This window comes from Halopiger goleimassiliensis, from assembly GCF_000455345.1.
GTDB classification, from domain to species: domain Archaea; phylum Halobacteriota; class Halobacteria; order Halobacteriales; family Natrialbaceae; genus Halopiger_A; species Halopiger_A goleimassiliensis.
Genome location: NZ_HG315691.1, coordinates 176,008 through 192,718 on the forward strand (window position 1 = coordinate 176,008; position 16,711 = coordinate 192,718).

The 16,711-nt window shown below is 67.4% G+C and carries 19 protein-coding genes; 10 read left to right on the forward strand and 9 right to left on the reverse strand.

The annotated features are described in order from the left end of the window. The first annotated feature begins 158 nt into the window (after positions 1 to 158). From TX79_RS15670 to TX79_RS15685, 4 genes are all read left to right on the forward strand, one after another. Positions 159 to 884 (forward strand): queuosine precursor transporter, encoded by a 726-nt coding sequence (locus TX79_RS15670; protein ID WP_049928585.1) that lies wholly within the window; start codon positions 159 to 161, stop codon positions 882 to 884. Between the two features lie 91 nt (positions 885 to 975). Continuing rightward, positions 976 to 2,055: an aminopeptidase gene (locus TX79_RS15675; protein WP_049928586.1), complete on the forward strand. Its 1,080-nt coding sequence runs from the start codon at positions 976 to 978 to the stop codon at positions 2,053 to 2,055. A 456-nt stretch (positions 2,056 to 2,511) separates the two neighbouring features. Next, positions 2,512 to 3,876: an NRAMP family divalent metal transporter gene (locus TX79_RS15680; protein WP_049928587.1), complete on the forward strand. Its 1,365-nt coding sequence runs from the start codon at positions 2,512 to 2,514 to the stop codon at positions 3,874 to 3,876. An 83-nt stretch (positions 3,877 to 3,959) separates the two neighbouring features. Beyond that, complete coding sequence (locus tag TX79_RS15685; RefSeq protein ID WP_049928588.1) at positions 3,960 to 4,694, forward strand: SDR family oxidoreductase; 735 nt, start codon at positions 3,960 to 3,962, stop codon at positions 4,692 to 4,694. Between the two features lie 750 nt (positions 4,695 to 5,444). Here the strand turns inward: TX79_RS15685 and TX79_RS15690 are convergent. Beyond that, the gene (locus TX79_RS15690; RefSeq protein ID WP_049928589.1) at positions 5,445 to 5,828 is read right to left on the reverse strand and encodes a winged helix-turn-helix domain-containing protein; all 384 of its coding nucleotides are present in this window, start codon (positions 5,826 to 5,828) and stop codon (positions 5,445 to 5,447) included. Between the two features lie 80 nt (positions 5,829 to 5,908). On the opposite strand from TX79_RS15690, the gene TX79_RS15695 reads away from it, so the two are divergent. Then, positions 5,909 to 6,544 carry a DUF7509 family protein gene (locus tag TX79_RS15695; RefSeq protein ID WP_230198597.1) on the forward strand — a complete coding sequence of 212 codons (636 nt, stop codon included), beginning with the start codon at positions 5,909 to 5,911 and terminating at the stop codon, positions 6,542 to 6,544. On the opposite strand, the gene TX79_RS15700 is transcribed toward TX79_RS15695, so the two are convergent. After that, the gene (locus TX79_RS15700; RefSeq protein ID WP_049928591.1) at positions 6,541 to 6,996 is read right to left on the reverse strand and encodes a GNAT family N-acetyltransferase; all 456 of its coding nucleotides are present in this window, start codon (positions 6,994 to 6,996) and stop codon (positions 6,541 to 6,543) included. The two genes, TX79_RS15695 and TX79_RS15700, sit on opposite strands and share 4 nt — an antisense overlap. Positions 6,997 to 7,188: 192 nt before the next feature. Here TX79_RS15700 and TX79_RS15705 point away from each other — a divergent pair, with 192 nt between their 5' ends. Both TX79_RS15705 and TX79_RS15710 read left to right on the forward strand, forming a co-directional pair. Further along, the gene (locus TX79_RS15705; protein WP_154660561.1) at positions 7,189 to 7,965 is read left to right on the forward strand and encodes a formate/nitrite transporter family protein; all 777 of its coding nucleotides are present in this window, start codon (positions 7,189 to 7,191) and stop codon (positions 7,963 to 7,965) included. A gap of 114 nt (positions 7,966 to 8,079) precedes the next feature. Beyond that, complete coding sequence (locus tag TX79_RS15710; protein ID WP_049928593.1) at positions 8,080 to 9,291, forward strand: potassium channel family protein; 1,212 nt, start codon at positions 8,080 to 8,082, stop codon at positions 9,289 to 9,291. A 34-nt stretch (positions 9,292 to 9,325) separates the two neighbouring features. On the opposite strand, the gene TX79_RS19415 is transcribed toward TX79_RS15710, so the two are convergent. From TX79_RS19415 to TX79_RS15735, 6 genes are all read right to left on the reverse strand, one after another. Next, positions 9,326 to 9,475 carry a hypothetical protein gene (locus TX79_RS19415; protein WP_154660562.1) on the reverse strand — a complete coding sequence of 50 codons (150 nt, stop codon included), beginning with the start codon at positions 9,473 to 9,475 and terminating at the stop codon, positions 9,326 to 9,328. After that, on the reverse strand, positions 9,472 to 9,903 hold the full coding sequence (locus TX79_RS15715) for a HalOD1 output domain-containing protein (protein WP_049928594.1): 432 nt from the start codon (positions 9,901 to 9,903) through the stop codon (positions 9,472 to 9,474). Before TX79_RS15715 ends, TX79_RS19415 begins: the two co-directional genes overlap by 4 nt. Before the next feature lie 81 nt (positions 9,904 to 9,984). Continuing rightward, complete coding sequence (locus TX79_RS15720; protein WP_049928595.1) at positions 9,985 to 10,566, reverse strand: magnesium transporter; 582 nt, start codon at positions 10,564 to 10,566, stop codon at positions 9,985 to 9,987. A gap of 28 nt (positions 10,567 to 10,594) precedes the next feature. Further along, positions 10,595 to 11,170, reverse strand: coding sequence for a magnesium transporter (locus TX79_RS15725; protein WP_049928596.1), 576 nt, complete (start codon positions 11,168 to 11,170; stop codon positions 10,595 to 10,597). A gap of 153 nt (positions 11,171 to 11,323) precedes the next feature. After that, entirely contained in the window at positions 11,324 to 11,743 is a 420-nt protein-coding gene (crcB, locus tag TX79_RS15730) for a fluoride efflux transporter CrcB (RefSeq protein ID WP_154660596.1), read from the reverse strand. A 5-nt stretch (positions 11,744 to 11,748) separates the two neighbouring features. Further along, a complete protein-coding gene (locus TX79_RS15735) occupies positions 11,749 to 12,162 on the reverse strand; it encodes a fluoride efflux transporter FluC (RefSeq protein WP_049928598.1) in 414 nt (137 codons plus the stop codon). A gap of 264 nt (positions 12,163 to 12,426) precedes the next feature. Here TX79_RS15735 and TX79_RS15740 point away from each other — a divergent pair, with 264 nt between their 5' ends. After that, positions 12,427 to 13,329 (forward strand): cation diffusion facilitator family transporter, encoded by a 903-nt coding sequence (locus TX79_RS15740; protein ID WP_049928599.1) that lies wholly within the window; start codon positions 12,427 to 12,429, stop codon positions 13,327 to 13,329. Positions 13,330 to 13,342: 13 nt separating this feature from the next. Here TX79_RS15740 and TX79_RS15745 read toward each other — a convergent pair whose 3' ends face one another. Further along, positions 13,343 to 14,518: a sensor histidine kinase gene (locus TX79_RS15745; RefSeq protein WP_049928600.1), complete on the reverse strand. Its 1,176-nt coding sequence runs from the start codon at positions 14,516 to 14,518 to the stop codon at positions 13,343 to 13,345. 208 nt (positions 14,519 to 14,726) lie between these two features. Here TX79_RS15745 and TX79_RS15750 point away from each other — a divergent pair, with 208 nt between their 5' ends. Both TX79_RS15750 and TX79_RS19910 read left to right on the forward strand, forming a co-directional pair. After that, complete coding sequence (locus TX79_RS15750) at positions 14,727 to 15,647, forward strand: MBL fold metallo-hydrolase (protein ID WP_049928601.1); 921 nt, start codon at positions 14,727 to 14,729, stop codon at positions 15,645 to 15,647. A gap of 142 nt (positions 15,648 to 15,789) precedes the next feature. Continuing rightward, the coding region (locus TX79_RS19910) for an AMP-binding protein (protein ID WP_230198598.1) at positions 15,790 to 16,711 on the forward strand (922 nt) is incomplete at its 3' end.

The window sequence follows — 16,711 nt, forward strand, 5'->3', positions numbered from 1 at the left end:
GGTCCGGTGAAATAATCGTCGCCTACCCCGTTGCAAGGTCGCGCAAATCGACGGCCCCGGGTGCGAACGCGTTCCTTTCCGTGGGGAGGGGTCGAAGTTCCCGGCGGCGTCGATCCGTCTCGAACGGTTTACGTCGCTCGACCGGAAACGCGCGAGGTATGACGACCGGATCGAACTCCCCCGGGACGCCGACGGTCGCGCAGGTCGGCCTGATCGCGCTGTTCGTGACGGCGCTGGTGACGGCCCAGTTGACCGCCGCGAAGATCCTGGCGTTCCAGTTGCCGTTCGAGATACCCCTGACCGGGTCGGAACTGTTCCTGCCGGGCGCGGCGCTGGCGTACGCACTGACGTTCCTCGCCAGCGACTGTTACACCGAACTCTACGGCCGGCGGGCCGGCCAGATCGTCGTCAACGTCGCGTTCGCGATGAACTTCGTCGTCCTCGCGCTGGTCTGGTCGACCATCGCGGCCCCTGCGGCCCCCACCGGCGTCGATCCGGACACGTTCGCGGCGGCGCTGGGTCCGTCGACGAACATCGTCCTCGGGAGTTTGCTCGCGTACGTCGTCAGCCAGAACTGGGACGTGATCGTCTTCCACCGCATCCGGGAGTACACCGGCCGGCAGCGCCTCTGGCTCCGAAACATCGGCTCGACGGCCACCAGCCAGGCCATCGACACCGTCATCTTCGTCGGCGTCGCGTTCGCGCTCGCGCCGGCGGTCCTCGGCGTCGGGAACCTCCTCCCCCCACAGGCGCTGCTCGGGTTGATGCTCGGCCAGTACCTGCTGAAACTCGCCATCGCCGTCCTCGACACGCCGGTCGTCTACGCGGTCGTCCACCTGGTTCGCTCGCGCGACGGCACGACGGCGACCGAAGTCGCGTCCTGATCCCGCAACCTCGACGTCCTAATCTCGAGGCGGTCTCGAGTCGGCTGCCGAAGCCCGGACCGTTTTATCCGTCCTCTCGTACGTACCGGGCATGGACGAACGCGTCCGCGAACACGCCGAGGTACTGGTCGACTGGAGCGCCCGCGTCGAGGAAGACGACGACGTCGTGCTCTCGGTCGGGCCGGACGCCCACGAACTCGCCGTCGCCGTCGCCGAGAAACTCGGCGAACGCGGGGCGAACTTGCTCGCAACGTACAGCGACGACGAGGTCACCCGCGCCTACCTCCGGGCCCACGACGGCGAGTTCGCGGAAGCCACGCACGAGAAAGCGCTGCTCGAGGCGACCGACGTCGTCCTCTCGCTGGGCGGCGAGCGAAACACGAGCGCGAAGGCCGACGTCCCCGGGGAGACCCGCCGGGCCTACCGGACCGCTCGAGCGGGCATCCGCGAGGCCCGCTACGACACGCGCTGGGTGTCGACGGTCCACCCGACCCGCTCGCTCGCCCAGCAGGCGAACATGGCCTACGAGGAGTACCAGGACTTCGCCTACGACGCCATCCTGCGGGACTGGGAGGCGCTGGCCGAGAAGATGGCCCGCGTGAAAGAGCGCCTCGACGAGGGCTCCGAGGTACGATTGGTTTCCGAGGGGACGGACCTGACGATGACCATCGAGGGCCGAACCGCGGTCAACAGCGCCGCCTCGGTCGCCTACGACTCCCACAACCTGCCCAGCGGCGAGGTCTTCACCGCGCCCTACGCCACCGCAGGCGAGGTCACCTTCGACGTCCCGATGACGATCCGGGGCGAGGCCGTCCGGAACGTCCGCCTCGAGTTCGACGACGGCGAGGTGGTCGACTACGACGCCGAGCAGGGCGCGGACGTGATCGGCGACATTCTGGACACGGACGCGGGTGCGAAGCGCCTCGGCGAACTCGGCATCGGGATGAACCGCGGCATCGACCGCTACACGGACAACATCCTCTTCGACGAGAAGATGGGCGACACCGTCCACCTGGCGCTGGGCCGGGCCTACGACGCCTGCCTCCCCGAGGGCGAGTCGGGCAACGAGTCGGCGGTCCACGTCGACATGATCACCGACGTGGGCGAGAACTCCCGACTCGAGATCGACGGCGAGGTCGTCCAAGAGGACGGCACGTTCTGGTTCGAGTGAGCCCGGCGCTCCCCGTGAGCGGGTGCCGAACCGGCCGTAAGGGGCACCTATCGAGGGCGTAAGCGGTTCCTTGTCCGCGAATTCGGCGCATACTAATGGCCGTCTCCGTCCTCGATTCGGCTACCGCCCGTGACCGGTGGCGGCGAGTAACCGGTCGAGGCGTTCGCCCGACGCCTCCCCGTCTCCACAGTTGTCTGCCCGCCCCGTCGGAGGCGGTAGTATCCGACCTTCCCGCTTTTTCGAGCGGTCGTGGCTCCCTATCGTTTTCCGCTCGGTCGTTCCCTATGCGAGCAACGACGGCCGCAGAGATGACGGCCGCGGTGCTCGGGACCTGTCGGACGGTCGGGACCCTGGTACGCCCTCGAGCGATGCCAGCCGCCCCAGGTATATCACCCAAACAATCAGAATAGCGGCGAATACCACGGAGTTTTATCGTCGCTCTCGCAAGCACCGGCGATGGCAACGCAGACCGAGACGGGACCGATCGGACGCGTCGGCACGTTCATTCGACGACTCGGACCGACCTGGCTCGCCGGGGCGATCGCGGCGGGCCCGGCGACGATGGCCAGCCTGCTGACTGCCGGGGCTGGGTACGGCTACGCGCTGCTGTGGGTGGTCGTCCTCTCGGCGGTGCTGGGCGCGGTCGGGCAGTACCTCGCGATGCGGCTGGGGCTGCTCACCGAGGCCGGCATCGTCGCCGTCGTCGAGGAGCATTTGGGATCGTTCTGGGCCTGGGTGCTCGTGATCGACGCCGTGCTCGCGGCCGGCCTGGCCCAGTTGGCGATCATGCTGACGCTCGCGGAGGTGAGCGCGACGATCGCCGCCACCGCGGGCGTCGGGAGCGCCCTGCTCACCGATCCCCGATTCTGGGGCATCGCGTGGGCGGTCATCCTGGCGCTCGGACTGGCCGGCGGCGGCTACCGACTCGCCGAGATCGGCGCGAAACTGCTCGTCTCGCTGGTCGTCCTCGCGTTCGTCGCCTCGGTGTTCGTCGTCCCGATCGACCCCGGCGAGGCGGTGACCGGGCTCGTGCCCGAGATTCCGGGCGTCGACGGCGCGCTGGTCGCCGCCGGGGTGCTCGGTGGTGCCGTCCACATCACCCTGCTGACGATGCAGAGCTACACGATGCGGGCCCGCGGCTGGACCGAGCGCGACCGCGATATCGCGACCTTCGACGTCGCGAGTTCGATGCTCGTCGCCTTCGGGATCTTCAGCCTCGCGGTCTTCCTCGTCGCCGGGAGCGTCCTTCCCGGGGTGGTGGCCGATCCCGGTTCGATCGACGAGATCCAGGCCGCCGAGGCGCTGGGACCGATCGCCGGCGAACACGCCATGTGGCTGTTCCTGCTGGGGCTCTGGGGCGCGGCCGTCTCGACGCTGGGCGGGAACACCATCGTCCCGCCGTACCTGCTCGCGGACAAACTCGGCTGGGAGCAGTCCGTCGACGACCCCCGCTACCGCGGCGCTGTCGTCGTCGTCGCGCTCGCCTCCGCGGCCGGCGCGTTCCTCGGGGCCGCCTTCTTCCAGGTACTCGTCCTCGTGCTCGCGTTCGGCCTCGTCGGGACGCCGTTCGCGCTGGCGGTGATCCTCTACCTGCTGAACGATCCCGAGGTCGTCCCCGAGACGAACTCGCTCGCGGCCAACGTCGGCGGTCTCGCGCTGTTCGGCGTCGCCGTCGTCCTCGCCGGCGAGTTCGTCCAGGACGAACTGCAGACGGTCACCGAACCGGCCTCCGCGTTCGTCGTCGCCTTCGCGGTCGCGATGGCGCTGGCGATCCTCGGCCTCGCCGGGCGGTACGCCCGGGAACGGCTCGGCGGTCGCTGATCGATCGCGGAATCGTCCCCACTCGAGCCGAACCAGCCCCCTCGAGGCCAGCGTTGAAGGCCGCGGCTCGCGTTGGCGATCGTATGTCGACACTCGAGGACGACGTCATCGTCCTCACGGGCGCGAGCCGCGGGCTCGGTCGCGCGATGGTCGAACGCTTTGCCGAGGAGGGCGCGCGGGTGACCCTGACCGCCCGCGACGAGGCGCGGATGGACGAGATCGCCGACGACCTGCCGGGCGAGTCGCTGGTCGTCCCCGCGGACGTTCGCGACAGCGACGCCGTCGAGGCGGTCGTCGATCGCACGCTCGAACAGTTCGACCGGATCGACACCCTCGTCAACAACGCCGGGGTGAGCCTGCTGGGGATGACCGACGAGCGCTCCGAACTGACCGCCGTCAGCGACGAGGAGTGGGCCACCGTCCTCGGGGTCAACCTTACCGGTGCCTTCTACTTCACCCGGGCCGTCCTGCCGCACCTGTACGAGCAGGGTCGAGGCAACGTGCTCAACGTCTCCTCCGGGCTCGGCCGCAGCGCCGTCGCGGGCGCTGGCCCCTACGTCAGTTCGAAGTGGGGGCTCGAGGGCCTGACGCGAACAGCAGCGCTCGAGGCCGAGCCCCACGGCGTCAACGTCAACGCCCTCGATCCGGGCGGCCGGGTCGACACCGACATCTGGGCGCACCTCCCCGACGAGGAACGCGCGGAGATCCTCGAGCCCGACGTGATGAACGACGCCGCCGTCCTGCTCGCTGCGCAGGGCCCCGACGGCGTCACCGGCGAGTCCATGCCCGTCCAGGAGTGGGAGACGTACTTCGGCTGATCAGCCCATCACAGTCGCGACTCAGCACCCTCCTCAGCGTTCAATTTCGGGTGTGAATTGATCACCTCTCGATCAAGTCGGTGATGTGATTTTCGTGAGTGCAGTGGGAACTCGAACGTCGAACACTTCGAAAGCCCTCGCCGCTGTGGCGGTCGCTCAGCGACATATCCGCGCAAGCGCGGATAGGGGTCGCTGAAGCGACTATATGAAACGCCACAGCGGCTCGCCCTTTCAGTCCGCCAGGAGGGGCCTGCCCTTCCCCGGGTCGCGCGGCTCCACACCTATTGTGCGGAGCCGCGCTCCCGGCCACATGGCGCGCTGGCGAACCGTCCGAGCAAAGCGAGGTGCGAAGCATCTCGGAAAGCGAACGGTGAACGGAGTGAACCGTGAACTGATGAGAAGGACGGTTCGCTAATCCGCGAGGGGCGAGCGAACGGAGTGAGCGTTAGCGCGGAACCGAAGGTTCCGCGAACCATGCGAACGGGTGCGCAGCACCCGTGAGCAGAAGTCGGCTGGGGAGGGTGAGGCTTTGGGCGGGACTGAAAGGGGCCGACCGTCTCGAGGAAGGCGGGCGATGCAAGCACCGCAGGTCGAAGACCGAGGCGCGCAGCGAGCCCCCCGACTCGAGACGGTCGGGGGCTTTCGCTGTGTTCTCGATCCTGTTGTCAACAGTCGGTCCTCGATCGGCCCGTTTCCATCCGCGATATATCCACACCCGGAATCGTGCACGACGGCTCCAAGCGATGCGGGCTAACTGTACTCCTCGAGCGCGTCCCACTCGCGGCGCATGAGTTCGCGGACGCCGTGCTCGAGAATACCCTCACCGAGGGACGTCGCTCGATAATACGAGTAGAGGCCGTCGGAATCGGGTTCCTTGCGTTTGCGATTCTCGACGAGTCCGACGTCGACGAGTTCGTCGAGGTGGTAGTGGAGCGCGTTCGATCGGATCTCGAGTCGCTCCCGCAGCTGGCCCGCGCTCAGGGGGCCGTCCTCGACCAGCGCGTTCAGAGCGCGAAACCGCGTCTCGTTGCCGATCGAACGCTGCATCGCGAGATACTCCTCGAGCGAGAGAACGCTGTGCCCGGGCAGTAATTCGTCACCCGATCGTCCCGCCGAGCGCTCGGACTCCACCATGTGTATCGATTGAACGACCACCAGTATAAACGTTCTCTGAGTCAAAAACCGCTGAAAACACCGTTATTTATATAATAACGATGAGTAGCCGAAATATGCGCGACCGGATCGTCGACGAGCTAGGCGACGTCCCCCGATCACGGTTTCTCGTGTACCTGATGGGGCCGTACGAAGCGTTCGACGTCGAACGGGTGCTCGAAACCACCGATCCCGACGCGGTTCCCGAATCGATCGACTTCGGAACGCTCGTCGACGCGGACCGAGAACTCGAGCGCGACGAGGCGGCACTCGATCTCCTGCTCGAGGTTCGCGACCACCTCCGGACCGTCGCCGGCGTCAATGCGTTTCTCGCGATCGACGTCGACGTGCCGCTCGCCGAAATGGACGCAGCATCGCAAAGTATCGCCTTCGCTCGAGCGAGCAACGTGGTGGCGTACGTGGTGCCCGCGGTCGGCGACAACCTCGGTGTCGGCATCGAGGTCGGTTCGGTCCTCGAAGCGTTGTTCGACGAAGCGAACGCGGCTCACCGGCGCGAACGGGTGTTCTTCGTCCACGAATCGGGCGTCTCGAGCGCGATGATAGCCGCCGTTCGTGATCGGTGGGAGGCGCGTATCTACGCCTACGACGGCCGAGAGGATCTGTGCCGACAACTCCGGCTGTTCGTCCGCGACGTGATCCGGAAGGAACGAACGGGCAAACTCTCTCGACTCGACTAGGGGTTCCGGTCCCCGACAGATACCGACTTGCGCATCTCTACGTGCGGGATGCCGGCCTCCTCGAAGACGTCGCTCGAGCGCTCGTACCCTAACCGGTCGTAGAAGTCGGCGGCGTGGGTCTGAGAGTGGAGTGTTACGGTCTCGAGGCCCATCGCGGCGGCCTCGCGCTCGACGGCGGCCATGAGCCGCCGGCCGATGCCCTCCCCGCGGCGGGACTCGAGGACGGCGACGCGTTCGACCGTTCCGACGGCGTCGCTCTCCTCGAGCGTGCGCAGGCGTGCGGCACCTACCGCCTGGTCGCCGTCGACGGCGACGAAGTGGGTCGCGTCGGGGTCGTGCTCGTCGATCTCGAGGTCGGGATCGACGCCCTGTTCCTCGACGAACACCGCGTGTCGAACGTCGAGCGCGGCCTCGCGGTCGGTCTCGTCGTCGGCGACTCGTACGTCCACCATCGGCGGGCCGTACGCAGGCGAGGAGTGAGAGCGTTTCGGGACGCGAGCACGGGACCCGACGGCGCACCGAGACGCGACCCTCGAAAACCGTCCGGGATGTCCGCGGGATGAAAAGATAGACAGCAGTCAGACGGCGAGGTCGAGACTAGGTGAATACGAGTGGCTGGCTCAGAGCCGGAGCGAATTGCCGTCATGGACCAGATACCGACGCGGGACGTTCTCGATTCGCTGATCGAGAACGGACTCCACGAGATCCGCCGCGAGACGTCTGGACTGTTGCTCTCGGGGTTCTCCGCGGGGTTGGACATCGGATTCGGGCCGCTGCTGATGGCGGTCGTACTCACGCTGTCGCAGGGTGGGTTCGGTGATCTGACGACCGAACTGGTGCTGGCGAGCGTCTACGCCGTCGGCTTTCTCTTCGTCATCCTGGGGCGCTCGGAACTGTTCACCGAGCACACCACGCTGGCCGTGATCCCGGTGCTGGATCGGCAGGCCTCGGTCGGCGAGTTGGGCCGCCTCTGGGGACTGGTGTACCTGGGTAACATCGTCGGAGGGCTGCTGTTCACGTTGCTGGCGGTTATCCTGATGCCGGACCTCGGCGTCGTCTCGCCGGCGGCGTTCGAGACTATCGCGCACAAACTCGTCAGCCACGACCTGCACTGGCTGTTCGTGGCCGGCATCTTCGCCGGCTGGTTGATGGGACTGCTGGCCTGGCTGATCACGGCCGCACAGGGGACGCTGAGTCGAATCGCCCTCATCTGGATCGTCACCGGAACGATATCGCTCCTGCACCTGCCCCACTCCATCGCGGGGAACGTGGAGGTGCTGTTCGGCCTGTTCGTCTCTTCGGCCGTCACGCCGCTCGATTACCTCGCCTTCCTCGTCCTGGCGACGCTCGGCAACGCGTGTGGCGGGGCCGTCTTCGTCGCCGTGCTAAAATACGGCCACGTCGTTCGCGGGGCGCGGTGACCGCTTCGAGCGAGCCAGTCCCCGTCTCACGTCCGGACGATCGACCCCGACCCGACGAACGGCGGTCGTTCCGAGCGGGAAACGCTTTTTCCCCGGGGCACACTGGGTAACAGTATGGATCCGCTCGAGGGGGAAGCGTCGTCGGTATCGGTCGAGTACGAGCCAATAAGCGTCAAGGACGTACTCGTCGAGATGAAAGACACCGCGGAGCTGTTGATCGACCTCTCGTACTCGGCCGTCCTCCACCGGAACGCGGAACTCGCCCAGGAGGTGCTGCGCCTCGAGGAACGGATGGACGTCCTCGAGTTGCGCGCGCGGATGAGCCTGATGATGGCGGTTCGTAACCCCGACGACGCCGAGCAACTCGCCCCCGTGCTCGGGATCGTCGGCGCGGCCGACGACATCAGCGACGCCGCCGGCGACATCGCCAAGGTCGTCTTAGAGGAGATGGGGTTGCCCGAGGCGATGCGAGCCGCACTGCCCGAGGCCGCGGAGACGCTCGTCCGGGGGGTCGTCGACGCCGATTCGCCGTACGCCGACCGAACCCTGCAGGACATCGACCTCGAGTCGGAAACGGGCGTCCGGGTGATCGCCCTGCGCCGCGGGGACGAGTGGCTGCTCAACCCCGGCCCGACGACGACCGTCGAGACCGACGACGTGGCCCTCCTCCGGGGTCCCGAACCCGCGATCGACGAGGTCTACGAGACGCTGACCGGCAGGGCCTACGAGTCGCCGGTCGTCGACGACGGGGCCGAGGTCGACGACCTCGAGCGGGCCGTCGACACCATCATCCACATGAAGAACCTCTCGGAACTGGCGGTCGACCTCGCCTACAGCAGCGTCCTCTTCGACAGCGAGGGGCTGGCCGAGGAGGTCCGCAACCTCGAGGTCGAGGTCGACGCGATGGAGTCCCGGTTCGGAGCCTGGACGCTGCGGGCGGCCGCCGACGCCGAGGACCCCGTCGTCCTCCGGGGCCTGATCCAGCTCGGGAGCAGCACGGAGGTCATCAGCGACGCCGCCGTCGACATCAGCGAGGGGGTCCTCCGGGACCTGGACGTCCACCCGGTCGTCCGACTGGCCGTCGAGGAGAGCGACGAGATCATCACCCGCGTCCAGGTCGACGCGGGCAGCGACCTCGACGGAACCGCCGTCTCCGCGGGCGTTCCCGACGCCGAGTCGACGATGTCGGTGATCGCGATCCGCCGGCCCGAAGAGGGATGGATCCTCGTCGGCGACAGCGACGTCGAACTGCAGGCCGGCGACGTGCTCATCTCGAAAGGGACCCGGACCGCCGCGGCCGACTTCGAGGCGCTGTCGACGGCCTGACGCCGGTTTGCTCTGGTGTCGACGCTCTCGCGAGTCAGCCGCCGAGCCGCCAGATCGGATCGATCGGTCCCCCGTCGGTCCCCGCGGTCGCCTCGAGCAGGGCGAGCACGAGTTCGAAGTAGACGATCACGCCCACGACGAGCACCGCGGTCGCGACGGCGAAGGGAACGATCGCTCGGGTCATCGCGTGCGTTCGGCGCGGGCACCGGAACGACCGACAGACCAGTCCCCGGATCGAGTCACCGGACCGCCGACGTCGGCTCGAGCGTCACCGTCGGCTCCAGCATCGACGTCGCCGTCGCCCGAAGCCGGCGAGACGTCCACAGCACCCGTGTCATCGACCGTTACGAGGTAGCCGCAGTACTCGAACGAGAGCTGTCCCGCGAACGTGGGCGCGTCCTCGGTGTCCTCGCCGTCCGCACCGTCGTCGGCGTCCTCGGCATCGTCAGCGTTGGTGGCGTCCTGAAGGTCGCCGGAGCGGCGCGTCACCAGCGCCTCGAGCGCCTCGAGGTCGATCACCTCGTACAGCGGGGGCTCGAGCGCGATCGGATCGACGGCTTCGCGGGCGGCGACCTGACGGGCGATACGGACGTCGAGGGAGTCCTCGGACATGGAGACGACGGCCACATCGGGACACTTGAAACTCCGTCAGACGCCCGGCAGACCGGCCGACGGGCGTCTGACGCGCGGCGTTCAGAAGCCGAGTACCTGACTCGAGACGCCGATGAAGATGAGCATCCCGAAGACGTCGACGACGTTGGTGACGATCGGGATCGTGGTGTCGTCGGGGTCGATCCCCAGCCGGTAGGAGCCGTAGGTCGCGAGGAAGCTGAAGACGACGGCGAGGACGGCGACGGACATGCCGCTGACCAGCGAGATCGTCAACAGCGGGACGAGGCCGACCTCCGCGCCGAAAAAGAGGTAATCGATCGCCGCGGCACCGATCGCGAGGGCCGTGAAGATCGTCGCCGCGAGCGCGAGCACCGCCGCGATGGGACCCCACAGTTCCCGATCGCGTGGGTCGAGTTCCGTCGTTCCCAGGTGAAAGCGCGTCGAGAGCCGCGAACTCAGGATCGCGCCGAGGTTGCCGCCCATGTCGACCATCGTCGGCACCATCACCGCGAGCACGGCGAACCTGGCGAGTTCCTCCTCGGCCGACTCGAGCGTGATCCCGGCCCAGAGGACGATGACTGACAGCACCACGAGCAGCGGGAACATGTTGCCGACGATCGATCGCCAGTCCCAGGTGCCGAGCGAGCCCCCCGGGACGACCATCAGCGACGCACCTCCGTGGATCGCGAGGTCACACCATCACCTCCATCAGCCCGACGGCCAGCAGCATGAACAACATGCCGAAGATGTCGCCGAGCGTGGTGACGATCGGCCCCACGAGGTTGTCCGGGTCGAAGCCGTAGCGGTAGCCGACGAAGATCAACGCGAGCAGGCCGGCGATGAGGACGACCGAGGTCAACACGCCGGAGATCAGCATGATCCCGACGAGTTCGTACAGCGCGGCCACCTCCTCCCAGCGCAGGACCCACTCGAGGACGGCCCAGGTGAGTGCGCCGATCACGATCGAGATGCCGATACCGTTGATGAACGACGCGAGCACGGCGTTGACGAGCCGTTCGTCCCACTCGAAGCGGGGTTCGATCAACCCCTGGTGGAGGCCGCTGGCGATCCGACCACCCAGCGCCCCGTAGACGTTCCCCCGAGTCGCCAGGAAGACGGGGATCATCACGAACAGTCCGGGAAAGCGCTCGAGGCTCTCGATCAGTTGCTCGAGGACTACTCCGGCGAACAACCCGCCGCCGAGTGCGACGATCAGGATGGGGAGCGCTTCGCGGTAGATCGACCAGAAGTCGCCCCGGACACTCATATCAGGGAATCACCCAGTTGGCTGTTAAGTGTACCGGGAGCGAGTCGGCGAAACCGATCACGGGGAGGACACGTCCGAGCGCTGGACGGTCGCTCGAGCGGGAAACAACTCGAACGCGATACCTCCGCGAACGTGACACGTTCGCGACGGCGCTCAGATCGGTCCGGCCGCGACGAGCGCCCATGCGAGGCCGACCGCCGCCAGCGAGAGCACGAGGTTGCCGACGGCGTTCGCGACGGCCAGGGCGCGGTCGCCGCGTTCGTACAGTTGGACGGTCTCGACCGAGAACGAGGAGAACGTGGTGAACGCGCCACAGATCCCGACGCCGAGTAACTGCATCGTCGACTCCCCCAGGCCGGCGAAGACCGCCGCGCCGAGGAGGAAGCTACCAACCACGTTCACCGCGAGCGTCGCGGTCGGGAAGCGGTCGCCCGAGAACCGCAGATAGACCAGGTGGCGGAGGCTCGCGCCGATCGCACCGCCAGTACCGACGAGGTGTGCCGGCTCCGGATCGAACGTGACGGCGTCGGTCAGCAACGGGACGAGCGGTACAGCGTCGACGAGCCAGCCCACGAGGGTCACGCCGTCTCACCTCCGGCCGTCGCCCGGATCCCGGTCGTGATCCAGCGTGCGAGCGCCCGACCGGCGAGCACGCCCCCGAAACCGAAGCCGTAGTTGCCGACGACGATGGCCCCGAGCAGCCACGGCTCTGCGGCCAGCGAAGCCTGGACGGCGAACGTGCTGTAGGTCGTCAGCGACGAGAGAAAGCCGGTAGTGAAGACGAGTCGCGACCGCCGGTCGAGGAGGTCGGCGTACTCGGCCTCGTAGGCCAGAAAGCCGAGTACGAAACTTCCCAGGGCGTTGACCAGCAACACGCCCGGAACCTCCGGGACGATCCCGGTCGCGAACAGCCGGAGGTTCGCGCCGGCGAAGCCGCCGATGCCGATCAGGGCGAACGTCTCGAGGCGGACGAGTGGGTGACGGGCCGTCATAGCTGTCTGTCAGGACAGGGACCGTCAGCCGAACGGCGATCGACTCCACGCCGTCGGCGGTTGGGTTAGGCGGGCCCCATCGCCCGGATACGCCGTCGTTGTCGCAGATCCGCCATGAGCGTTGCGGAGTCGCCGTCGCTCTCGGGGCCGGTTCCCTACAGTGCGCCCGCCGGAACCGACGCGTCGTAGCCTCGAGACGGCCGGGAACCCTCGAGTCGAGCGGGAAGGAAAAGACCCAAGGTTAGACTGGCTCTAAATCGGGCAATGGCTCGAGGGGGCGACGGGCGGCGGCAGTTCACGAAGGCGGCGGGGGTAAACGTCGCCGGGAACGCCGGAAAGATCCTCGTGGAGGGGGCCGCGGGACTCGCCTTCGGCAGCGTCGCGCTGATCGCGGACGCGGCCCACTCGGTGGCGGACCTGGCCGCGAGCCTCGTCGTCTTCGTCTGGGGCCGACGGTCGTTCGACGAACCGGACGACACCCATCCACACGGTCACGACCGGATCGAGCCCCTGACGGCGCTGTTCGTCGGGGCCGTCATCGCGTTGCTCGGTCTCCTGTTGCTCCGGGAGTCCGTCCAGGGGCTGCTCGTGCCGGACCCGCCGGAGCCCAGCCTCCTGTTGCTCGCCGCGCTGGGGTTCGCGATGGTCGACATGTACCTCGTCTACCGGTACACCGAGTTCGTCAACGCCGACCTCGACTCGACGGCGCTGACCGCGCTCGCGACGGACTGCCTGAACGACATCTACACCTCGATCGCCGCCGTCGTCGGCATCGTCGGCGTCCTCCTCGAGCAGCCGCTGCTCGACCCGCTGGCAGGCGGCCTCGTCAGTTTGCTGGTCGTCTATCAGGGGGTCGAAATCGGCCGCGAGAACGTCGACTACCTCACCGGCGCGGCCGCCTCGCCGGACCAGCGGGAGGCGATCACCCGGACGCTCCAGGACCACCCCGAGGTCGAGGGCGTCCACGACCTGGCCGTCTTCTACGACGGCACCGTCCTCGAGGTGGAGGTCCACGTCGAGGTCGACGGCGACATGCCGTTCCGTCGCGCCCACGACGTCGAATCGGAACTCGTGGACCGCCTGCGCGCGCTCGAGGAGGTCGGCGACGCGCACGTCCACCTCGATCCCTCGGGCATCGGCGAGTGGAAGGCCCGATCCGAGGAGTGAGTCCTGGTCGGGCCTACTCCGAGGAACGGACGGCGTCGAGATCCGCTCGAGAGGGATCGGCGGCGCTCGCGCGATCACCGTCGGCGTCTGCTGTCCCGTCCGAAGCCAGCGGCAACCGGACGGTAAACGTACTCCCTTCGGGTCCGGTCTCGGCGAGTTCGACGGTGCCGTCGTACCGGTTCGCGATGATGCGAGCCAGGTAGAGGCCGAGGCCGTGGTTGCGCGATTTGCGTTCGAACAGGTCCGCCCGTATCCGGGGCGGGATGCCCGGACCGTCGTCCGAGACGGTGACGACCGCCTCGTCTCCGGTCGTCTCGAGGAGGACGTCGACGCGTGGCTCCTCGTCGTTGTGTTCGACCGCGTTCTCGAGGAGGTTCGAGAACACCCACCTGAGGCCGTCGTTTCCCGTGACGGCCACCGACTCCGGGGCAGTTAGCTCGACCGTCGCGTGGGGATACGTCGATCGCACTCCCGCCACGGTGTCGGCGAGCAGGCGCGACAGATCGACCTGCGAGTCGACGCCGGTCCGGTTGGCCTCGAGCATCGCCCGGACGTCCTCGATGACGTCGCCGAGCGACTCGCTCTCGCGCTGGATCGTCTCGAGACGCTGGCGGGAGCGTTCGTCGAGGTCGTCGTCGAGCAACAGCGAGGTGTGGCCCGCGATAATCTGGGCGCTGTTGAACACCTCGTGGCGCAACAGATCGTTCAGGTAGCCGAGTACCTCGCGTTCCTCCTCGAGTTGCTCGGCCCGTGCCCGTTCGGCCGCCGCCTCGGCCGCCCGCTGGATGGCACGTGCCTCGACGTAGCCGACGGCGAATCCGCCCAGCACACCGAACACGACCGACCAGAGCCCCCAGATGAGGACGACGGACGGTTCCCAGGGGTAGGGGACTATCATCGCGAGGTTGATCAGCAGAAAGACCAGACAGACGCCGACGGTCCAGCCAGCGATCCGTCGATACCGTTCGACTCGGACCTCGCTGCGCTCGAGGAACGCGCCCGCCCAGACGATTCCGAGCGCCGGAACGCCGGTGAGCGCGACACCGAGGACGACGTCTACGGGACGAAGCGTCTCGGCGAACGCGACGATCCACGCGACGACGCCCAGGAACAGTCCGATCCCCGAGACGACGAGCAGCCGCGGGACGACGGCCCAGCGGGAACCGGTCCTGGAGTCGTCGGTACTCATACGCCGCTCACCGATGGCCCTGTCGTCGCAGTGGGGCCACTCGAGTCCATACGTGGCCCGAGGGAACGAACACCAAAGGGCGTAACGGCTCCCCGCGGCGAAACGCCCAGTACTGGCGACTGCGACGAGCACCGGCGGTTGCCCCGCGAACAACTGTGCAACGAGTTTCAGTGGCTACTATAGGACTGGGCGACGCAATTCCCGGAGTATGACCCCCGGAACGGTCGAGAAGGTCACGATCGACGGCTGTGACGACTGTTACTACGTCGACACCGGCATGTACGACACTCCCGAGTACGGTGCCGCCTACGTGCTCGACGCCGAGCGCCCCGCGATCGTCGAAACCGGGATCGGCACCAACCACGAGTACGTCCTCGAGGCCGTAGACGAGGTCGGTATCGACCGCGAGGAGGTGGCAGTCATCGCGGTGACCCACATCCACCTCGATCACGCCGGCGGGGCCGGCTTCCTCGCGGAGGCGTGTCCGAACGCCGACGTCTGCGTCCCCGCTCCCGGCGCGGGGCTTCTGGCCGACCCCTCCCGACTGGTTGCCGGCACGAAAGCCGCCGTCGGCGACCAGTGGCAGTACTACGTCGAACCGAAACCGATCCCCGAAGCGCGCATCCGCGAACTCGAGGACGGCGAGACGATCGACCTCGGCGATCACGAACTCCGGGTCCACGCAGCGCCGGGCCACGCGTTCCACCAGGTCGTCTACCACGACCCCGCGAACGACGCGGTCTTCACCGGCGACGCCGCCGGCATCTGGGTCCCCGAGAACGAGGAGATCAAGGAAACCTCGCCGCCGTCGGACTTCGACCTCGAGGAGTGTCTCGCGGACCTCGAGACCATCAAAGCGATCGATCCGGACGTCCTCCTCTACACACACTTCGGACCCCGTGAGGTCGGTGACGACCTCGAGCGCGCGCTCGACGAGTACGGCCGCGTCCTCGAGCGGTGGGTCGAGGCCGTCGCTCAGAAGCGCGACGAACTCGGCGACGACGACGCAGTCGTCGACTACTTCGGCGACACCGCCGCCCTCGACGGGGCCTGGACCGAAGAGAAAGTCAGCGCCGAAGCGCGGATGAACGTCCGTGGCGTACTCGGTTACCTCGACGAGCGCGACTGAGAGACAGAGGGGTGCCCGAGGGCACCCCCTTCATTCGACGGGTCCAGACGGCGACCGATGGTGGACGAACGGAGATAAACGATTCGACCGCTGCAAGCGATTTCGACACGTTTTATCGCAGGGAATGCGTTCCCACACAACTATGGACTGGGAGGAGGCCGAACGAGCATACGACGACGAGGTCATCGGGGAGAGCAACCTCGCACGGATGTACGAGGACGCAGCCGACCGGTACACGAATCAGGCCGCCCAGATGTACAAGGGTGGGATCTACGACCGGTCGCTGACTGACTCCGTTCTCCCCGAAGCCCCGGACGGGGAGTTCGAGGCGATTTCCTACGCCGAGATGCGGGACGTCGTTCGAAAGCTCTCGGCAGGCTTCCGGGACCTGGGCGTCGCGAAGGGCGACCGCGTCGGCATCTTCGCCAACACCCGCATGGAGTGGGCACAGACCGACTTCGCGCTGTTGAGCCTCGGCGCGGTCATCACGACCGTCTACACGAGTTCCTCGCCCGACCAGGTCCAGTACCTGCTCGACGACCCGGACGCCTCCGCCGTCGTCGTCGAGAACGAGGCCCTCCTGGAGCGAGTCCTCGAGGTCGAAGACGAACTCGACCTCGAGTTCATCGTCTCGATGGACGACCTCGAGGGTTACGACGACCGCGACGACGTCTACACCCTCGCGGACGTCTACCACCGCGGCGAGGAGACGTTCGATCTCGAGGCCTACGAGGAGCGGATCGACGACATCGACGGCGACGACCTGGCGAGCCTGATCTACACGAGCGGGACGACGGGCAAGCCCAAAGGGGTGAAACTCACCCACTGGAACTTCCGCTCGAACGTCAACGGCAATCGCAAACGGTTCGGCCCGCGCCCGGACAAACCCGACGATGCGCCGACCGTCGACGAGAACTCCGTCGCGGTCGCGTACTTGCCGCTGGCGCACGTCTTCGAACGGACCGCCGGTCACTTCCTCCGGTTTGCCAGCGGCGTGACGGTCGCCTACGCCGAAGAACCCGACACGCTCCAGGAGGATTTCGGACTGGTCGGGCCGACGGAAG